Origin of the sequence: Kluyvera sichuanensis, from assembly GCF_040930405.1 — a bacterium.
Taxonomy (GTDB): domain Bacteria; phylum Pseudomonadota; class Gammaproteobacteria; order Enterobacterales; family Enterobacteriaceae; genus Kluyvera; species Kluyvera sichuanensis.
Genome location: NZ_CP162271.1, coordinates 2276524 through 2293073, shown reverse-complemented (window position 1 = coordinate 2293073; position 16550 = coordinate 2276524). Strand labels below are relative to the sequence as shown.

The 16550-nt window shown below is 48.8% G+C and carries 16 protein-coding genes; 15 read left to right on the top strand and 1 reads right to left on the bottom strand.

Going from position 1 to position 16550, the window contains the following annotated elements; translation table 11 throughout:
• Positions 1–103 precede the first annotated feature (103 nt).
• From fadI to sixA, 3 genes are all read left to right on the top strand, one after another.
• Entirely contained in the window at positions 104–1414 is a 1311-nt protein-coding gene (gene fadI, locus AB2B48_RS11135) for an acetyl-CoA C-acyltransferase FadI (RefSeq protein WP_333009564.1), read from the top strand.
• Positions 1414–3564: a fatty acid oxidation complex subunit alpha FadJ gene (gene fadJ / locus AB2B48_RS11130; RefSeq protein ID WP_368301769.1), complete on the top strand. Its 2151-nt coding sequence runs from the start codon at positions 1414–1416 to the stop codon at positions 3562–3564. Before fadI ends, fadJ begins: the two co-directional genes overlap by 1 nt.
• A 187-nt stretch (positions 3565–3751) precedes the next feature.
• Entirely contained in the window at positions 3752–4237 is a 486-nt protein-coding gene (sixA, locus tag AB2B48_RS11125) for a phosphohistidine phosphatase SixA (RefSeq protein WP_220438227.1), read from the top strand.
• Positions 4238–4322: 85 nt separating this feature from the next.
• Here sixA and smrB read toward each other — a convergent pair whose 3' ends face one another.
• Positions 4323–4874 carry an endonuclease SmrB gene (gene smrB / locus AB2B48_RS11120; protein ID WP_185669531.1) on the bottom strand — a complete coding sequence of 184 codons (552 nt, stop codon included), beginning with the start codon at positions 4872–4874 and terminating at the stop codon, positions 4323–4325.
• 167 nt (positions 4875–5041) lie between these two features.
• Between smrB and prmB the strand changes: the two genes are divergently transcribed.
• From prmB to AB2B48_RS11060, 12 genes are all read left to right on the top strand, one after another.
• Positions 5042–5974 (top strand): 50S ribosomal protein L3 N(5)-glutamine methyltransferase, encoded by a 933-nt coding sequence (gene prmB, locus AB2B48_RS11115; RefSeq protein ID WP_185669532.1) that lies wholly within the window; start codon positions 5042–5044, stop codon positions 5972–5974.
• A gap of 43 nt (positions 5975–6017) precedes the next feature.
• Positions 6018–7103, top strand: a complete 1086-nt coding sequence (gene aroC, locus AB2B48_RS11110) for a chorismate synthase (protein WP_185669533.1) — start codon at positions 6018–6020, stop codon at positions 7101–7103.
• A 2-nt stretch (positions 7104–7105) separates the two neighbouring features.
• Positions 7106–7930, top strand: a complete 825-nt coding sequence (gene mepA, locus AB2B48_RS11105; RefSeq protein ID WP_220438225.1) for a penicillin-insensitive murein endopeptidase — start codon at positions 7106–7108, stop codon at positions 7928–7930.
• Complete coding sequence (locus AB2B48_RS11100; RefSeq protein ID WP_368301768.1) at positions 7930–8739, top strand: sulfite exporter TauE/SafE family protein; 810 nt, start codon at positions 7930–7932, stop codon at positions 8737–8739. The genes mepA and AB2B48_RS11100 overlap by 1 nt, the downstream gene beginning before the upstream one ends.
• The gene (locus tag AB2B48_RS11095) at positions 8739–9284 is read left to right on the top strand and encodes an elongation factor P hydroxylase (RefSeq protein WP_368301767.1); all 546 of its coding nucleotides are present in this window, start codon (positions 8739–8741) and stop codon (positions 9282–9284) included. The genes AB2B48_RS11100 and AB2B48_RS11095 overlap by 1 nt, the downstream gene beginning before the upstream one ends.
• A 27-nt stretch (positions 9285–9311) precedes the next feature.
• On the top strand, positions 9312–9587 hold the full coding sequence (locus AB2B48_RS11090; RefSeq protein ID WP_185669537.1) for a YfcL family protein: 276 nt from the start codon (positions 9312–9314) through the stop codon (positions 9585–9587).
• A gap of 459 nt (positions 9588–10046) precedes the next feature.
• Positions 10047–10292, top strand: a complete 246-nt coding sequence (locus AB2B48_RS11085; protein WP_368301766.1) for a Flp family type IVb pilin — start codon at positions 10047–10049, stop codon at positions 10290–10292.
• A gap of 310 nt (positions 10293–10602) precedes the next feature.
• Positions 10603–11574 carry a hypothetical protein gene (locus tag AB2B48_RS11080; RefSeq protein ID WP_368301765.1) on the top strand — a complete coding sequence of 324 codons (972 nt, stop codon included), beginning with the start codon at positions 10603–10605 and terminating at the stop codon, positions 11572–11574.
• 101 nt (positions 11575–11675) lie between these two features.
• The gene (locus tag AB2B48_RS11075) at positions 11676–13082 is read left to right on the top strand and encodes a type II and III secretion system protein family protein (protein ID WP_368301764.1); all 1407 of its coding nucleotides are present in this window, start codon (positions 11676–11678) and stop codon (positions 13080–13082) included.
• Between the two features lie 13 nt (positions 13083–13095).
• On the top strand, positions 13096–14229 hold the full coding sequence (locus tag AB2B48_RS11070; RefSeq protein ID WP_368301763.1) for a hypothetical protein: 1134 nt from the start codon (positions 13096–13098) through the stop codon (positions 14227–14229).
• Positions 14230–14278: 49 nt separating this feature from the next.
• Positions 14279–15568 (top strand): CpaF family protein, encoded by a 1290-nt coding sequence (locus AB2B48_RS11065; protein WP_368301762.1) that lies wholly within the window; start codon positions 14279–14281, stop codon positions 15566–15568.
• Positions 15565–16479 carry a type II secretion system F family protein gene (locus tag AB2B48_RS11060; RefSeq protein ID WP_368301761.1) on the top strand — a complete coding sequence of 305 codons (915 nt, stop codon included), beginning with the start codon at positions 15565–15567 and terminating at the stop codon, positions 16477–16479. The genes AB2B48_RS11065 and AB2B48_RS11060 overlap by 4 nt, the downstream gene beginning before the upstream one ends.
• Positions 16480–16550 lie beyond the last annotated feature (71 nt).

Below are 16550 nucleotides of genomic sequence, written 5' to 3'. Positions count from 1 at the left end.
AGCTCCCAATTTTTTCTCTCCCCGATTGGCTAAGTGTAATAAATTAGTTAAAACTGTTATCAGGTCAGACCACTTGGTTTTATTCCGTTAACAGGGGAGAGTTATGAGTCAGGCGTTACCGCTTATCACCCGTCAGGGCGATCGCATTGCTATAGTCAGTGGATTACGTACCCCGTTTGCCCGACAGGCGACCGCTTTTCACGGCGTTCCCGCCGTCGACCTCGGTAAAATGGTCGTGGGTGAAATGCTGGCCCGTAGCGAAATCTCCCCTGAAGTTATCGAACAGTTAGTCTTTGGCCAGGTGGTGCAGATGCCCGCCGCGCCGAATATCGCCCGCGAAATTGTGCTGGGTACCGGAATGAACGTGCATACCGATGCCTACAGCGTCAGCCGTGCCTGCGCCACCAGCTTCCAGGCGGTGGCAAACGTTGCGGAAAGCCTGATGGCAGGCACCATCCGCGCCGGTATTGCGGGCGGGGCCGACTCTTCCTCGGTGCTGCCTATCGGCGTGAGCAAAAAGCTGGCGCGTACGCTGGTGGATGCCAACAAAGCCCGTACCCTGGGCCAGAAACTCAAACTCTTCTCTCGACTGCGCCTGCGTGACCTGATGCCGGTGCCTCCGGCGGTGGCAGAATACTCGACCGGCCTGCGGATGGGCGACACCGCGGAGCAAATGGCGAAAACCTACGGCATCACCCGTGAGCAGCAGGATGCGCTGGCTAACCGCTCGCATCAACTGGCGGCGCAGGCCTGGGCGGCAGGAAAATTGACTGATGAAGTCATGACGGCCTACTCGCCGCCGTACCGCAACCCGCTGGAGCAGGATAACAACATCCGTGCAAACTCTACGCTTGCCGATTACGCCAAGCTGCGTCCAGCATTTGACCGTCAACACGGTACGGTGACGGCGGCCAACAGTACGCCGTTAACCGACGGTGCGGCTGCGGTTATCCTGATGACCGAATCCCGTGCCAAAGAGTTGGGTCTGGTGCCGTTGGGTTATCTGCGTAGCTACGCTTTTACGGCGATCGATGTCTGGCAGGATATGCTGCTGGGGCCGGCGTGGTCCACGCCGCTGGCTCTGGATCGCGCAGGGCTGACCTTTGCCGACCTCACGCTTATCGATATGCATGAAGCCTTTGCCGCTCAGACGCTGGCGAATATTCAGTGCCTGGCGAGCGAAAAATTTGCCCGCGAAGTGCTCGGGCGCAGCCACGCTACCGGTGAGGTTGATGAAAGTAAATTCAACGTCCTGGGCGGTTCAATTGCCTACGGTCACCCGTTTGCGGCGACCGGCGCACGTATGATCACCCAAACCCTGAACGAACTGCGCCGCCGTGGCGGTGGGTTCGGGCTGGTGACGGCGTGTGCGGCGGGCGGGTTAGGTGCGGCAATGGTTCTGGAGGCTGAATAATGGAAATGAAATCCGCATTTACGCTCACCGTGCGCCCAGACAACGTGGCGGTAGTGACGATTGACGTGCCTGACGAAAAGATGAACACCCTGAAGGCCGAGTTTGGCGGCCAGGTGCGCGCGATCCTCAAGCAAATCAGAGAAAACAAAGCGCTTCAGGGCGTGGTGCTGATCTCCGCGAAGGCAGATAACTTTATCGCCGGAGCGGATATTAATATGATTGGCCGCTGCAAAAGCGCACAGGAAGCGGAATCCCTCGCCCGTCAGGGGCAGCAGGTGATGGCTGAAATTCACAGCCTGTCGATCCCTGTGGTCGCGGCGATACACGGAGCTTGTCTTGGTGGCGGGCTGGAGCTGGCGTTAGCCTGCCATGCGCGTATTTGCTCAGACGATGGGCGAACCGTTTTGGGATTGCCGGAAGTACAGCTTGGTCTGCTGCCGGGATCCGGCGGCACCCAGCGTTTACCGCGTTTGATTGGCGTCAGCACGGCGCTGGATATGATTCTCACTGGCAAGCACCTTCGTGCTCGTCAGGCGCTGAAAGCCGGGTTGGTGGATGAAGTGGTGCCGCACTCAATTCTGCTGGAGGCTGCAGCGGAGTACGCCCGTAAACCGCACCACGAACATCGTCGTTTGCCGGTACGCGAGCGCATTCTGGCGGGGCCGCTGGGGCGCAATCTGCTGTTTAGCATGGCCGCCAAAAAGACGGCACAAAAAACCCAGGGTAACTACCCGGCGACCGATAAAATTCTGCAGGTTATTGAAACCGGCCTGGCGCACGGCGTGAACAGCGGCTACGAGGCGGAAGCGCGCGCGTTTGGTGAGCTGGCAATGACGCCGCAGTCTAAAGCGCTGCGTAGCATTTTCTTTGCCAGTACCGATATCAAAAAAGATCCCGGTGCCGTTGTTGCCCCTGGCCCGCTGCGTTCGGTAGGCGTGCTGGGCGGTGGATTAATGGGTGGCGGCATAGCCTATGTCACAGCGGTAAAAGGCAAATTGCCAGTACGCATTAAAGATATTAACGCCAACGGAATTAACCATGCGTTGAAGTACAGTTGGGATCAGCTTGAACAAAAAGTGCGCCGTCGCCATATGAAAGCAGCGGAGCGTGACGCACAGCTGGCGCTGATCTCCGGCAGCACCGACTATCGTGGTTTTGCCCATCGCGATCTGGTGATTGAGGCGGTATTTGAAGATTTAGCGCTCAAGCAGAAGATGGTGGGTGAGATTGAACAGTATTGCGCACCACACACTATTTTTGCTTCGAATACCTCATCTTTACCGATTGGCGATATTGCAGCCTTGGCCCAACGGCCTGAACAGGTTATCGGCCTGCATTTTTTCAGCCCGGTTGAAAAAATGCCGTTGGTCGAGGTAATTCCCCATGCTGGAACCTCAGAGCAGACAATTGCGACCACCGTGAAGCTTGCCAAGAAACAGGGCAAAACGCCGATTGTGGTCGCAGATAAAGCGGGATTCTACGTTAACCGCATTCTTGCGCCCTATATCGCCGAGGCCATGCGCATGTTGGTGGACGGCGAAAGTATCGAACATATTGATAATGCACTGGTTAAATTTGGTTTCCCGGTTGGACCTATTCAGTTGCTCGACGAAGTGGGTATCGACACCGGCACCAAAATTCTGCCTATTCTTGAAGCCGCCTACGGCGAGCGTTTTAGCGCGCCTGCAACGTTGATTCAGGCAATTTTGAATGACGATCGCAAAGGTAGAAAAAATGGTCGCGGTTTCTATCTTTATGGTGCGAAAGGGCGTAAAAGCAAGAAACAGGTCGATAGCGCGGTCTATTCCCTCCCGGGAATGTCGGCTCGGCGTAGTCAGTGTTCGGCTGAGCAAGTGGCTGAACGCTGCGTGATGCTGATGCTGAATGAAGCGGCGCGTTGTCGTGATGAAGGCGTGATCCGTAGCGCCCGTGACGGCGATATCGGCGCGGTCTTTGGCATTGGTTTTCCACCGTTCCTCGGTGGCCCGCTGCGCTATATGGATTCATTAGGCGCGGGTGAGGTAGTTGCCCGGTTGCAACGATTGGCTACACAGTATGGTTCGCGATTTACCCCATGCGAGGCACTCGTGCAGCGGGCGGAGCGCGGCGATACCTTTTGGCCAGGTGATGAAACAGATTCACTGAGCTGAGGTCAAAGGTATTGAACCCAGATGAAATGCATGGTTTTTGGCTATTTTGTAAACGGATGTTGACTATACTTACACCAGTAAGGTAAAAATCAGCGTTTCATTCAGTGAATGGATAAGGCACAATGCCCGGCTACCGCGTCACCGTTATGGTGACGTTGGTGCTTCTGGTCAACAAAAGCGGTGCAATATGCAAGTTTTTATTATGCGTCACGGCGACGCTGCCCTCGATGCAGCCAGTGACTCGGTTCGTCCTCTCACCGGTTGTGGTTGTGATGAATCTCGTCAGATGGCAACCTGGTTGAAAGACCAAAATGTGAATATCGATCGTGTTCTGGTAAGCCCGTTCCTGCGTGCGGAGCAGACGCTCGAAGTGGTAGGGGAGTGCGTTAACCTGCCAAAAGAGGTGGATGTTCTGCCTGAGCTCACGCCATGCGGCGATATCGGCCTGGTCAGCGCCTATCTTCAGGCGTTAGCCAATGAAGGGACCTCATCGGTGCTGGTGATTTCTCACCTGCCGCTGGTGGGTTATCTGGTTGCTGAACTGTGCCCAGGCGAAGTTCCGCCGATGTTTACCACCTCCGCCATTGCCAGCGTCACCCTTGACGCTAACGGACAAGGTGTCCTGAACTGGCAAATGAGCCCGTGCAATCTGAAAATGGCGAAAGCGATTTAATCGTTTTTTACCCAGCTTGATGGCTGGGTAATGTCAATTTTCCCTGTAGCCCGGACGAGGCGTTTACGCCGACTCCGGGAATCTGTCAGGGGAGTTCTGGCGGCAGCCACTCTTCCACTTCAATCAGCACCAGCAGCGCGGCATCTCCACCGTACTCTTTCGACGCCTGATGAAACGCCATCACGTGCGGATGCTGAGCCAACCACAGCGGCGTTTGCTGCTTCAGAATATGCTTGCCGTGGCCGTGCATCACGCAGGCGCAGAACACATGTTCCCGGCGACAGGCGGCAATCAGCGCGCCCAGCTCCTGCTTGGCCTGCATCTGCGTTAACCCGTGCAGGTCGAGAAACAGCTCCGGTGAATAGTCACCTCGGCGCAGCTTTTTCAACTCAAAGTGGCTGACATCTTCGCGCACGTATTTGACCGGGCCGTTGGTATTGAGCAGCGGCTGGAATTCGTCGGAAAAGTAGTGGCTGTTGTCTGCTTGCTCTTGTAACAGGCGCTTTGGCGGCACTTCGCTTATCTTTTTACGTATCGGGCGATGCACGATGGTGTCCTGCTTAATTTTGCGGGTGCCCGTCATTAGCTGCTGGAAGAGTGCCTGATCCTCCTCGCTCAGTGAATTTTTGTTCTTCATTATTGATTCTTCTCAATTCGCCTTTTCCCTTAGTTTACCTTTTCACGCTGCTCCCTGCAGCGAAAACGCTTTTTTCCCCGCACCCTACGCAAGAATGCTGATTTATCGCCGCCTTCATGGCAAACTAGCCGCCGAATTTACCCCGACGCATGCCCCTGGAGGACAATGTGGATAAGATTTTTGTTGATGAAGCAGTCAATGAGCTGCATACCATTCAGGACATGCTCCGCTGGGCGGTAAGCCGCTTCAGCGCGGCCGAGATCTGGTACGGTCACGGCACCGATAACCCGTGGGATGAAGCGGTGCAACTGGTGCTGCCGACGCTCTACCTGCCGCTGGATATTCCAGAAGATATGCGCAGCGCGCGCCTGACCACTACGGAAAAACAGCTGATCGTTGAACGCGTGATCCGTCGCGTGAACGAGCGTATTCCGGTGGCATACCTGACCAACAAAGCCTGGTTCTGCGGCCACGAATTTTACGTTGACGATCGCGTGCTGGTGCCGCGCTCTCCCATTGGTGAGCTGATTAACAACCGCTTTGCGGGCCTGATTAACCATCGTCCTGATCATATTCTTGATATGTGTACCGGCAGCGGCTGCATCGCGATTGCCTGCGCCTACGCTTTCCCGGAAGCGGAAGTGGACGCCATTGACGTCTCCCCTGAAGCCCTGGCCGTCACCGAATTCAACATTGAAGAACACGGCATGATCCATAACGTCACGCCGATCCGTTCCGATCTGTTCCGTGATGCGCCGCAGCTGCAATACGATTTGATCGTCACCAACCCACCGTACGTGGATGAAGAAGATATGTCTGACCTGCCGTCAGAATATCGCCACGAACCGGAGCTGGGTCTGGCTTCCGGCGCAGATGGCCTGCACCTGACCCGTCGTATTCTCGGCTGCGCGCCGGATTACCTCACCGACGACGGTATTCTGATTTGTGAAGTGGGTAACAGCATGGTACATCTGATGGACCAATACCCGGATGTTCCGTTCACCTGGCTCGAGTTTGATAACGGCGGTGACGGCGTCTTTATGCTGACCAAAGCGCAGCTGATTGCCGCGCAGGATCATTTCGCCCAGTACAAAGACTGATTAATCCAGCACGCAACAACAGAACAACGATAACGGAGTCGTGATGGCAGGAAATACAATTGGACAACTCTTTCGCGTAACGACCTTTGGCGAGTCGCACGGCATCGCGCTGGGCTGCATCGTTGACGGTGTGCCACCGGGCATCCCGTTAACCGAAGCTGACCTGCAGCACGACCTTGACCGTCGCCGCCCGGGCACGTCGCGTTACACCACCCAGCGTCGCGAACCGGATCAGGTGAAAATCCTCTCCGGCGTGTTTGAAGGGGTGACCACCGGTACTAGCATCGGTCTGCTGATTGAAAATACCGATCAGCGCTCTCAGGACTACGGCGCCATTAAAGACGTCTTCCGTCCGGGGCATGCAGACTACACCTACGAACAGAAATATGGCCTGCGCGACTATCGCGGCGGCGGCCGATCTTCTGCCCGTGAAACGGCGATGCGCGTGGCGGCAGGGGCGATTGCCAAGAAATTCCTCGCGGCGAAATTCGGTATCGTTATTCGCGGCTGTTTAACCCAGATGGGCGACATTCCGCTGGCGATCAAAGATTGGGATCAGGTAGAACAGAACCCGTTCTTCTGCCCGGATCCAGACAAGATCGAAGCGCTGGACGAACTGATGCGCGGCCTCAAAAAAGAGGGCGACTCTATTGGTGCTAAGGTGACCGTAGTGGCGGATGGCGTGCCTGCAGGCCTTGGCGAACCGGTGTTTGACCGTCTGGATGCGGACATCGCCCACGCGATGATGAGCATCAACGCGGTGAAAGGCGTGGAGATTGGCGATGGCTTTGAGGTGGTGAAACTGCGCGGCAGCGAAAACCGCGACGAAATCACCAAAGCCGGTTTCCAGAGCAACCACGCGGGCGGCATTCTGGGCGGTATCAGCAGCGGTCAGCAGATCGTGGCGAATATTGCGCTGAAGCCGACTTCCAGCATTACTGTACCGGGCAAAACGCTGAACCGCTTTGGCGAAGAAGTGGAGATGATCACCAAAGGTCGTCACGACCCTTGCGTGGGCATCCGTGCGGTGCCCATTGCTGAAGCGATGCTGGCAATTGTGTTGATGGATCACTTTATGCGCCAACGCGCGCAGAACGCCGATGTGACAACGTCGATTCCACGCTGGTAAACATGAAAAAAACCGTTATTGCGCTGCTGGCTCTGGTGGCCAGCGGCACGGCGCTGGCGGCAACGCCGTGGCAGAAAATCACCCAGCCTATCAGCGGCAGCGCTCAGTCTATTGGCGCGTTTGCCAACGGTTGTATCGTGGGTGCACAGGCGCTACCGCTGCAATCAGACACCTATCAGGTGATGCGTACCGACCAGCGCCGCTACTTTGGTCACCCGGATCTGGTGCAGTTTATCCAGCGTCTGGGCAACCAGGTACAGCAGCATGGGATGGGCACGATGCTGATTGGTGATATGGGGATGCCTGCCGGTGGGCGCTTTAACGGCGGACACGCCAGCCACCAGAGCGGGCTGGATGTCGATATTTTCCTGCAGCTACCGAAGGCGCGCTGGAGTTCAGCCCAACTGCTGAAACCCCAGGCGCTGGATTTAGTCAGTGCGGATGGTAAACACGTTGTCCCGACGCTGTGGAAACCGGAAATCGGCCAACTCATTAAGCTCGCTGCCGAAGACCGTGAAGTGACACGCATTTTTGTTAACCCAGCTATTAAACAACAGCTTTGCCTCGACGCGGGTAACGACCGCGACTGGCTGCGTAAAGTTCGCCCGTGGTTCCAGCATCGTGCGCATATGCACGTCCGCCTGAAGTGCCCGGCGAACAGCCTTGAGTGTGAAGAGCAGGCACTGCCCCCGGCTGGAGACGGCTGCGGCGCTGAACTGCAAAGCTGGTTTGAACCGCCAAAACCTGGCGCCACTAAGCCTGTGAAGAAGACGCCTCCTCCGTTGCCGCCTTCCTGCCAGGCGCTACTGGACGAACACGTACTCTAATGGACAGCTTCTCCGCACTATTTATGGTTGAACCACTGATGCTGGTGGTCCTTTTCTTTACTGCGATTCTGGCGGGTTTTATTGATTCACTGGCGGGCGGCGGTGGTTTACTGACCGTACCGGCACTGATGGCCGCCGGCATGCCGCCAGCACAGGCATTGGCAACCAACAAGCTGCAGGCCTGTGGCGGTTCGCTATCTGCCTCACTCTATTTTGTTCGCCGCAAAGTGGTCAATCTTGCGGACCAAAAGCTCAATATCCTGATGACCTTTATCGGCTCGATGACCGGTGCGCTGCTGGTGCAATACGTGCAGTCGGAAATCTTGCGCCAAATTCTGCCGCTGCTGGTGATAGGTATCGGTCTTTATTTCCTGCTGATGCCGAAGCTTGGCGAAGCTGACCGCCAACAGCGCCTCTATGGTCTGCCGTTCGCGCTAGTGGCCGGCGGCTGCGTCGGTTTCTACGACGGCTTTTTTGGCCCCGGCGCAGGGTCTTTCTACGCGTTAGCATTCGTCACGCTGATGGGTTTCAACCTCGCTAAATCTACCGCACACGCCAAGGTTCTTAACGCTACCTCTAACGTGGGAGGGCTGCTGCTATTCATTATTGGTGGCAAGGTGATCTGGGCAACCGGCTTTGTGATGATGCTTGGGCAGTTTTTCGGCGCTCGTATGGGTTCCCGTCTGGTGCTAAGTAAAGGGCAGACGCTGATTCGCCCGATGATCGTGGTGGTTTCCGCAGTGATGAGCGCGAAGCTGCTGTATGACAGCCATGGACAGCAGATTATGCATTGGTTAGGGATGAATTAATGACGAACACACACGATTACCAGCAGCTGGTGACGATTTTCGATGGCTGCTTTGCCGATGAGTTTAATACTCGTCTGATTAAAGGCGACGACGAACCTATTTATCTTCCGGCGGACGCCGAGGTGCCCTATAACCGTATCGTCTTCGCGCACGGCTTTTTCGCCAGCGCGCTGCATGAAATCTCACACTGGTGTATTGCCGGTAAAGCAAGACGTGAACTGGTTGATTTTGGTTACTGGTACTGCCCGGACGGGCGCGATGCCAAAACCCAGGGGCAGTTTGAAGACGTTGAGGTGAAGCCGCAGGCGTTTGACTGGCTGTTCTGCGTGGCGGCGGGCTTCCCGTTCAACGTTAGCTGCGACAACCTGGAAGGTGACTTTGAACCGGACCGTATCGTCTTCCAGCGGCGTGTACACGCGCAGGTGATGACCTATCTGACGCAAGGCATCCCGTCGCGCCCGGCGACGTTTATCAAAGCACTACAGGATTATTACCATACGCCGACCCTAACGGCGGAACAATTCCCATGGCCGGAAGATCTCTAAAGCCATGTTACCGAAAGAGGAAAGAAGATGATCGCGGAGTTTGAAGCACGCATTCTGGCGTTAATTGATGACATGGTGGAGCACGCCAGTGATGATGAGCTGTTTGCCAGCGGTTATCTGCGCGGCCATTTAACGCTCGCGGTAGCTGAGTTAGAAGAGGGCGACGATCGCTCCGCAGAGGCCGTCTATCGCACCGTAGCAGGGAGTCTGGAAAAGGCTATTGGGGCGGGTGAACTCACGCCTCGAGACCAGGCGCTGGTTAAGTCAATGTGGGACTCACTGTTCCAGAAAGGTACACGGTAATGTCTTTGAGATAACCGTACGGGTTATAGATGAAATACGGAAAAGCCCCGCAAGTAATGAATGTTTGCGGGGCTTTTTTTGCTCGATGATAGGGTTAATGCTGAAGATAATAAATCGGCTAGTGAGAAATTCTCTTGTTGTAAATATAAGATTAATAGCATGAACGTCAAAATATAATATCATAATCTATAATTTCATCTTATCTTTATTTCAAATAGATAAAAACATGCATTGCTTATCAATAGGTTAGGTAACTAATATATTTCCGGGGCTGATGGTAGCGGCACAATAATTAATTCATTATTCCTATATAAATAATATCCGAAAAAAATACCTGTGCCAGGTTTTTCTCGTCTCAGCGGAATATAATATTTATCGTTCAAGCTATGTCTTATATATTCGGATTGAACAATAGAATTAATAAATATTATTGGGATGTTTAATAAAGGAATACATGAAATGAATGATTTAATACTCAAAACATACGTTCTGGGAAGCGTTGGCCTGCAGAAAATGCGTGATTTTTGCAAAGACCAAAATGGTGTTACCGCGGTTGAATATGCCATCGTGCTGGCAGGTGTAGCTGCAGTGGTTGCCGTTGTATTTGGTAACGATGGCCAGGTTGACAAGATGATCACTAACCTGTTCAACAAAGCTTCAGCAGTAGTGAACAGCAATCTCATCAGCGGTGGTTCTGGAAGTTAATATAAGTATTGCAAGTAAAACTACAGGCGGCATTATATGCCGTCTGTATTTTTACAGTAAAGTTATCATTCACAATATTAATGTGTGGTGGGTATGTGAAAATTAAAAAAATAGGGCTGAATTGCTATTCAGTTCATGCGGTAGCTATGCATATTTAGTTTTATTATTTATCGTGTGAATATCAAAAATCCAAACTATCAATATACCTGCTTCTTCTTACGTTCTGAAATTCATACCCAGTCATTATGAATGACTTTGAGTCAGTTGCGTGTAAAATGAATTATTACGAGTGTTAATTCTGAGGATATCGATGAGCAAAAAATATAAACTAATAATTAATATTGCCATGGTCATCATCGGCATTATTGGAATGGTGATTTATTATACGGCAAACAACAATAAGAGTATGCCTCAGGTTGAGCAGGTGTTGCAGACTAAGGCGCCTGAAACGCCAAAGGAAAGTATAACGGTCGCCATCGCCAGGAAAGAGCTTAAAAAAGGGGTCCGTTTAACTTCTGAGGATTTCAGGTTAGAGACCGCTCTGGTCGAGAAGGATAGCGGGGAAGCGAAACAGTTCTCAGTCGGCGATATTGATAACTGGATGGTCAAGAGCGATGTCGCGATGGGCGGAAAAATACCGACTACGGTATTGGTCGAACCAGGGAGCGATGAATATATTCAGATGTCGACAAAATCAGGAAGCATCGTTTATGGCTTTTCCATACAGAAGTCAGACAGTTATCTTTTCACCAATCTTCGTGCTGGAGAAGGCATTGATATCTATCTGGCTTATATGCTGAGGGAGAGGAGAGAAGATGATGGCCTGAAGGAATCGATACCAACAGCCGATTTGACCGATAACATAAATAATAGACATTTTAAATTAATAATGAAGAACAAGAAGATCCTATCGATCAGGTCGCAGACCTCCAAGATGCAGAAAATAGTGGAACAAAGCAATCCGCTGGATAATGAGGGCTATATATTGGTTGAGCTCTCACCCGCTGAAGTGTTGACGCTAAAAGGGTTGGATAATAAATCTATTTATCTATTCCCGACGAACCGTAACGACGGCGATATGAGTCTTGAACATTCAGTGCTGGTTGGTAATGAAGGGCAGTGGCCGATAGATAATCGGAATATCCTGTTTACCAATACATCATCCCCAGCGCCTATAGTCGTGGAACAGGTTATACCAGAAAATATGGATTTAATGGATTCGATAAAGGAATATCGAGGGAGTTCCAGTACGAGCACTACGATCGAAAATCCAAAAAAATAAGACTATTTAATCTATAGATAGCTACCGGTCCCTTATTGTGGAACGGATTGATACCATATCGAAATGGACTTGAAACCCATACAATAACGAGAGGATGTAGTATGTTCAAAATACTTAAAGTATTTATACTTTTGCTGTTATTACCCTTCGCGATTCAGTCATCATTTGCCGAAGATATGGTATTAAAAGAAGGCCAGGCAAAAAATATATCATCAGGGCAAAAAATAGATACTGTTTTCATATCCAACCCGGATGTTGCTGACTATAAAGTTATCGATAATAAGAAAGTTGTGCTGTATGCCAAAAAACCAGGTACTACCGATCTCACTATTTATGGGGCTAAAGGAAAAATTTTAAGAACAATTACGGTCACTGTGGACTCCGTTGGGGGAACGCTGACTGCAAGGATAAATAAACAGTATCCTGGGACAAATATAAAAATTGAAAGGTATATGAGTGGTGATAAGCTAACATATATAATAAAAGGTGATGTTGCGACTGAAGAAATCAGAGACGAAATATATTACACGGTCGGTAGTCTGGTTGGCGATGATAAAAAGGAAAGAGCGATCAATTGGAGTTCACAGGACGGCGGTGGTAATAATATTGACCATCTGACTAAACAACAGTGGGGCAACGTGATTGACCGCATGACTGTGCTTTCAACACCACAGCAGGTTAACGTAAAGTTGACGGTCGTTGAGGTCACAAAGACGTTCACCGATGCCTTGGGCATTGAGTGGAGTAGTTTAACGCTGGATAGTATTATTAATGGCGGCAGCAGTACGAATGCTGCGGGTGTATTCAGCCTGATCGGCTTTAAAGGCGGCTTTGATGCGGGAAATATTAGTACAGTAATCAATGCCGTTAAAAATGATAGTATTGCCAGAGTGCTGGCACAGCCAAATTTAACCGTGCTCTCTGGAGAATTTGCAAGTTTCCTGGTTGGTGGCGAAATCCCAATTGTAATCGATAGCGGTGGAGACAGTTCTACCTCTGTACAATATAAAGAATATGGGATCAGACTTAATATTGGTGCGAAAGTTAATCGTAGTGATAAAATCCGTTTATTTATTGCTAATGAACTTAGTAACGTGACGGGGAGTTATACCTATAATTCGTACTCCATTCCAACGATGAATACGCGCAGGACGCAGTCAACGATAGAACTTGCCGATGGCGATAGTTTTGTTATTGGTGGGTTGCTAAGCGAGTCAGACCGTGAATCCTTATCCAAGGTACCGTACGTTGGTGATATACCTATCCTTGGCGCATTTGCCCGTAGCAGTCAATCTGAACGGGAAAAAAGCGAATTAGTGGTGTTTGCCACTGTTAAATTAGTCAAACCCGTGTCTGCCGCTGAAAGTTATAAATTACCTGTACCCAAATTCCATAAAACCTCTGTTGATAAATTATTCTTTAATGTAGGTGTCGAAGACGAACATATCAATAGACTTGAAGATAACGATGCGCGTGGGTTTATTTCACGTGGTGGCTTTATCCGCTAGGTAGAGAATAACTATGTTAGACTTAACTAAAATTAATAAAAAGAATATAGAGAGTAAAAACGATACTTCCTCATCGGGTTCAATCACTATTATTACTGCAAGAGAAAATATAGCATCAGGTTTAGCAACACAGATAAGAATGAATGTAGGGATAGAGGTCACACGTACTGATGCATGTTTTTACGAAATGGTTGATGGAAAAATGATACCATCAAGTAATTACGTTATTATCGACCTTGAAAACTTTAACGATATCTCAATAATTGAACAAAAGATTAAGTTTCTACTACCAATAACAACAAAAAAAATATTTGTTGGCGATACCGATTCGATTCGTTTTTGTGATGAAATGAGCAGAATAGGAGCAGTTTATTTACATTTTGAATCACAAATGCTGATGATTGGAAATGCATTGAAAAAAGTCAATGAGGTTGCCGATACTTCAAGTCATACACAAAAAATTAGCGTCATTGGCAGCAAAGGGGGAAGTGGCACATCATTAATAGCCTGGAAGCTATTTAATGCTTTTAGTGAGTTTAGCAACTTCCCTATACTTTTGATTCAGGGCCATACGGGCACTCCTGATCTGGATCTTATTGCTGACGCCACGTTAGCGCGTGATGGGGTCATCACCCATCTTAATGACCATCAGGGTATTAAAATAGCGACAGAAGAAGAGTTATGGCAGTTCGATGCCCCTGATTACCGAAATTATAATATCGTTATTTTTGATCATAATGTTACAACGCAGGTCAGGGATAAGTTAACATTGATAGTTCCGGGATCGGATTTTATGTTTATCGTGGTTACCAGAGAGTTAGCCTCGGTGCGCAATGCACGCCTGATCATTGATGAATTTGAGCGTATCTCACCTTCTTCGGAGACTGCGAAAGAGTTATCAAAGAATATCATCATATTAAATGAGAATCATCTTGCGAGGCCTGATGAATTATCGAATGAAGATATTGAAAACTACCTCGGTAAGAAAATAGATATTGTCCATACCTATTTAAAGGATATGAAGCAAAAAAATAAAAATACCGCGATTCATAACTTTGTGATGAAAATGCTCGGTAAAAATGATAATGCTAAAGCTAGTAATAAAAAGAATGGGTTGCGACTCTCATCAATATTTAAAAAGAAATAAATTATTTTAATTTAGCAATAATTTATCTATCACTCATGGATTATTTCCTATGAATAAATCGAGTTCATTTGTCTATTTCAGGCAAGAAGTTCTTAAAAGTATTGATCTTGAGCAGATTGACAGTATAAAAGAAAATAGATCAGAACTTCTTAATGAAGTGAATTCTGTTATTCGCTCGGTGGTTAATGACAACCGTACGGAAAATTATCTCTCTGCCCCAGAGCGACAAGAGTTGTGTGAGCTTGTTGTTGATGAAATAACGGGATATGGACCTTTACGAGAATTGATGGAGGATGATTCGATCAGCGATATTCTCGTTAATGGTCCCAACCGTATTTTCGTTGAAAGGAAAGGGCGTCTGGAGTTATCTGAGAAACAATTCATCAATAATGAACAATTAACAGATATCGCCAGAAGGCTTGTGGGTAAGGTTGGCCGGCGCATCGATGATTCACAACCTCTGGTTGATGCGCGTATGCCTGATGGCAGTCGCTTAAACGTTGTCATCTCACCAATATCCATTGACGGAACGTCAATGTCGATACGTAAATTCGGCAAAGGAAACATAACTCTGGGAGAGTTGATAAAGTTCGGCAGCATGAATGAGATAATGGCTAATTTTTTGGTTATTGCCAGTCGCTGCCGGGTGAATATTATTGTATCAGGAGGGACTGGTTCAGGTAAGACAACATTATTGAATGCAATGTCGCAGTATATTGAAGAAAGTGAACGCGTGTTAACCCTCGAAGACGCCGCCGAACTCAGACTGCAACAAACGCACGTACTGAGACTGGAAACAAGGCTTGCAGGGTCAGAAAATCAGGGGCAGATCAATATGAGAAACCTGGTGATTAACTCCCTGCGTATGCGACCCGACCGCATCATCATCGGTGAGTGTCGCGGTGCTGAAGCGTTTGAAATGCTGCAGGCGATGAATACCGGGCACGATGGTTCCATGTCAACACTGCACGCGAACAACCCCAGGGATGCGTTAGCCCGATTAGAGAGTATGGTGATGATGGCTAATGCGGCACTGCCGCTAATTGCAATTCGTCGTAATATTTCAACGGCGGTAAATATTGTTGTGCAGGCCTCACGTTTACCTGATGGTTCAAGAAAGGTAACGAATATTTCTGAAATCATGGGGATGGAGGGCGAAAATATCATTTTGCAGGATATCTTTAATTTTACTGCCAACCCTGAAAGAGATAGCAACGGGATGATTACCGGTACGTTTGCCTGTAATGGTCTGCTCCAGCGTTCTGCAGTATATCGGCAGGCGTTAGTACATGGCTATCTTGAACCTTTACGTCAACTATTCGGGAGTAAAGAGTCATGATGATCGTGTTTGTTTCAATTGTTTTTTTATTGATAGGCATTTTTCAAATCTATCTTTCAGTTAAAAATACAAAGAAAATACAAAGTAAAATATTATCAACAAACATCATTGCCAGACATGAACATACGCAAAAAAAATTAATAATCACTAATTTAGTTAACTATGTCAAAGCGGTTATAGAAAAAATACGCCGAAATCTCATTGGCAAGAATAGTGAGTTACTTATTAGGAATATAGCCATCACAGCGGTTGGCGTAGCTGCTGCATTATACGTCAATACTGAGTTCCTGCAGTTTGATCATTTCACTATTGCCGTAATCGTGATGATAATCATACCTTATATTCTCTATATTCAACAGATAAAGAAAAGTAGATCTGAGTTTGAACGTGATTTTTCAGAAGCATTGAATATTATTAATAGTGCAGTCAGAGTTGGTCGACCGGTATTACAAGGTTTTGAAGAATGTGCAAAAATGATCAATAGTGATTTTGGCCAGGAGTTCAAGCGAATATTAATGAGGCTTGATATCGGCGATGAGCCCGAACGCGTTTTTATGGATTCCTATTATCGCTATCCCTATAGTGAATATTTTTCATTTGTAATTACGGTCTTAATAAACTTGAAAGGTGGAGGACAAGTTAGCGAAGTAATGACTCGATTGACTATGCTGATCTCAGCAAGCAAAGCGTTAGACAGGAAAAAAATTGCCATGACGGCTGAGGCCAGAATGTCAGTGAAAGTTCTTGTAATTATACCTGTGTTTTTTTTCTTCTTTATTAAATTTGTTTCGCCAGATAACTTTGATATATTGATAGGGACGGATTCTGGACGAGCTATACTCTATTATGCAATAGGCAGCATATTAACAGGGATATGGTTGGTTTGGATGATGATGAATAAGGTTGGATAAAATGATATATGCATTTTTCTGCATTTTGTTTGCAATTGGTATGCGAAGTATATTATTGCTTATTTATCGAC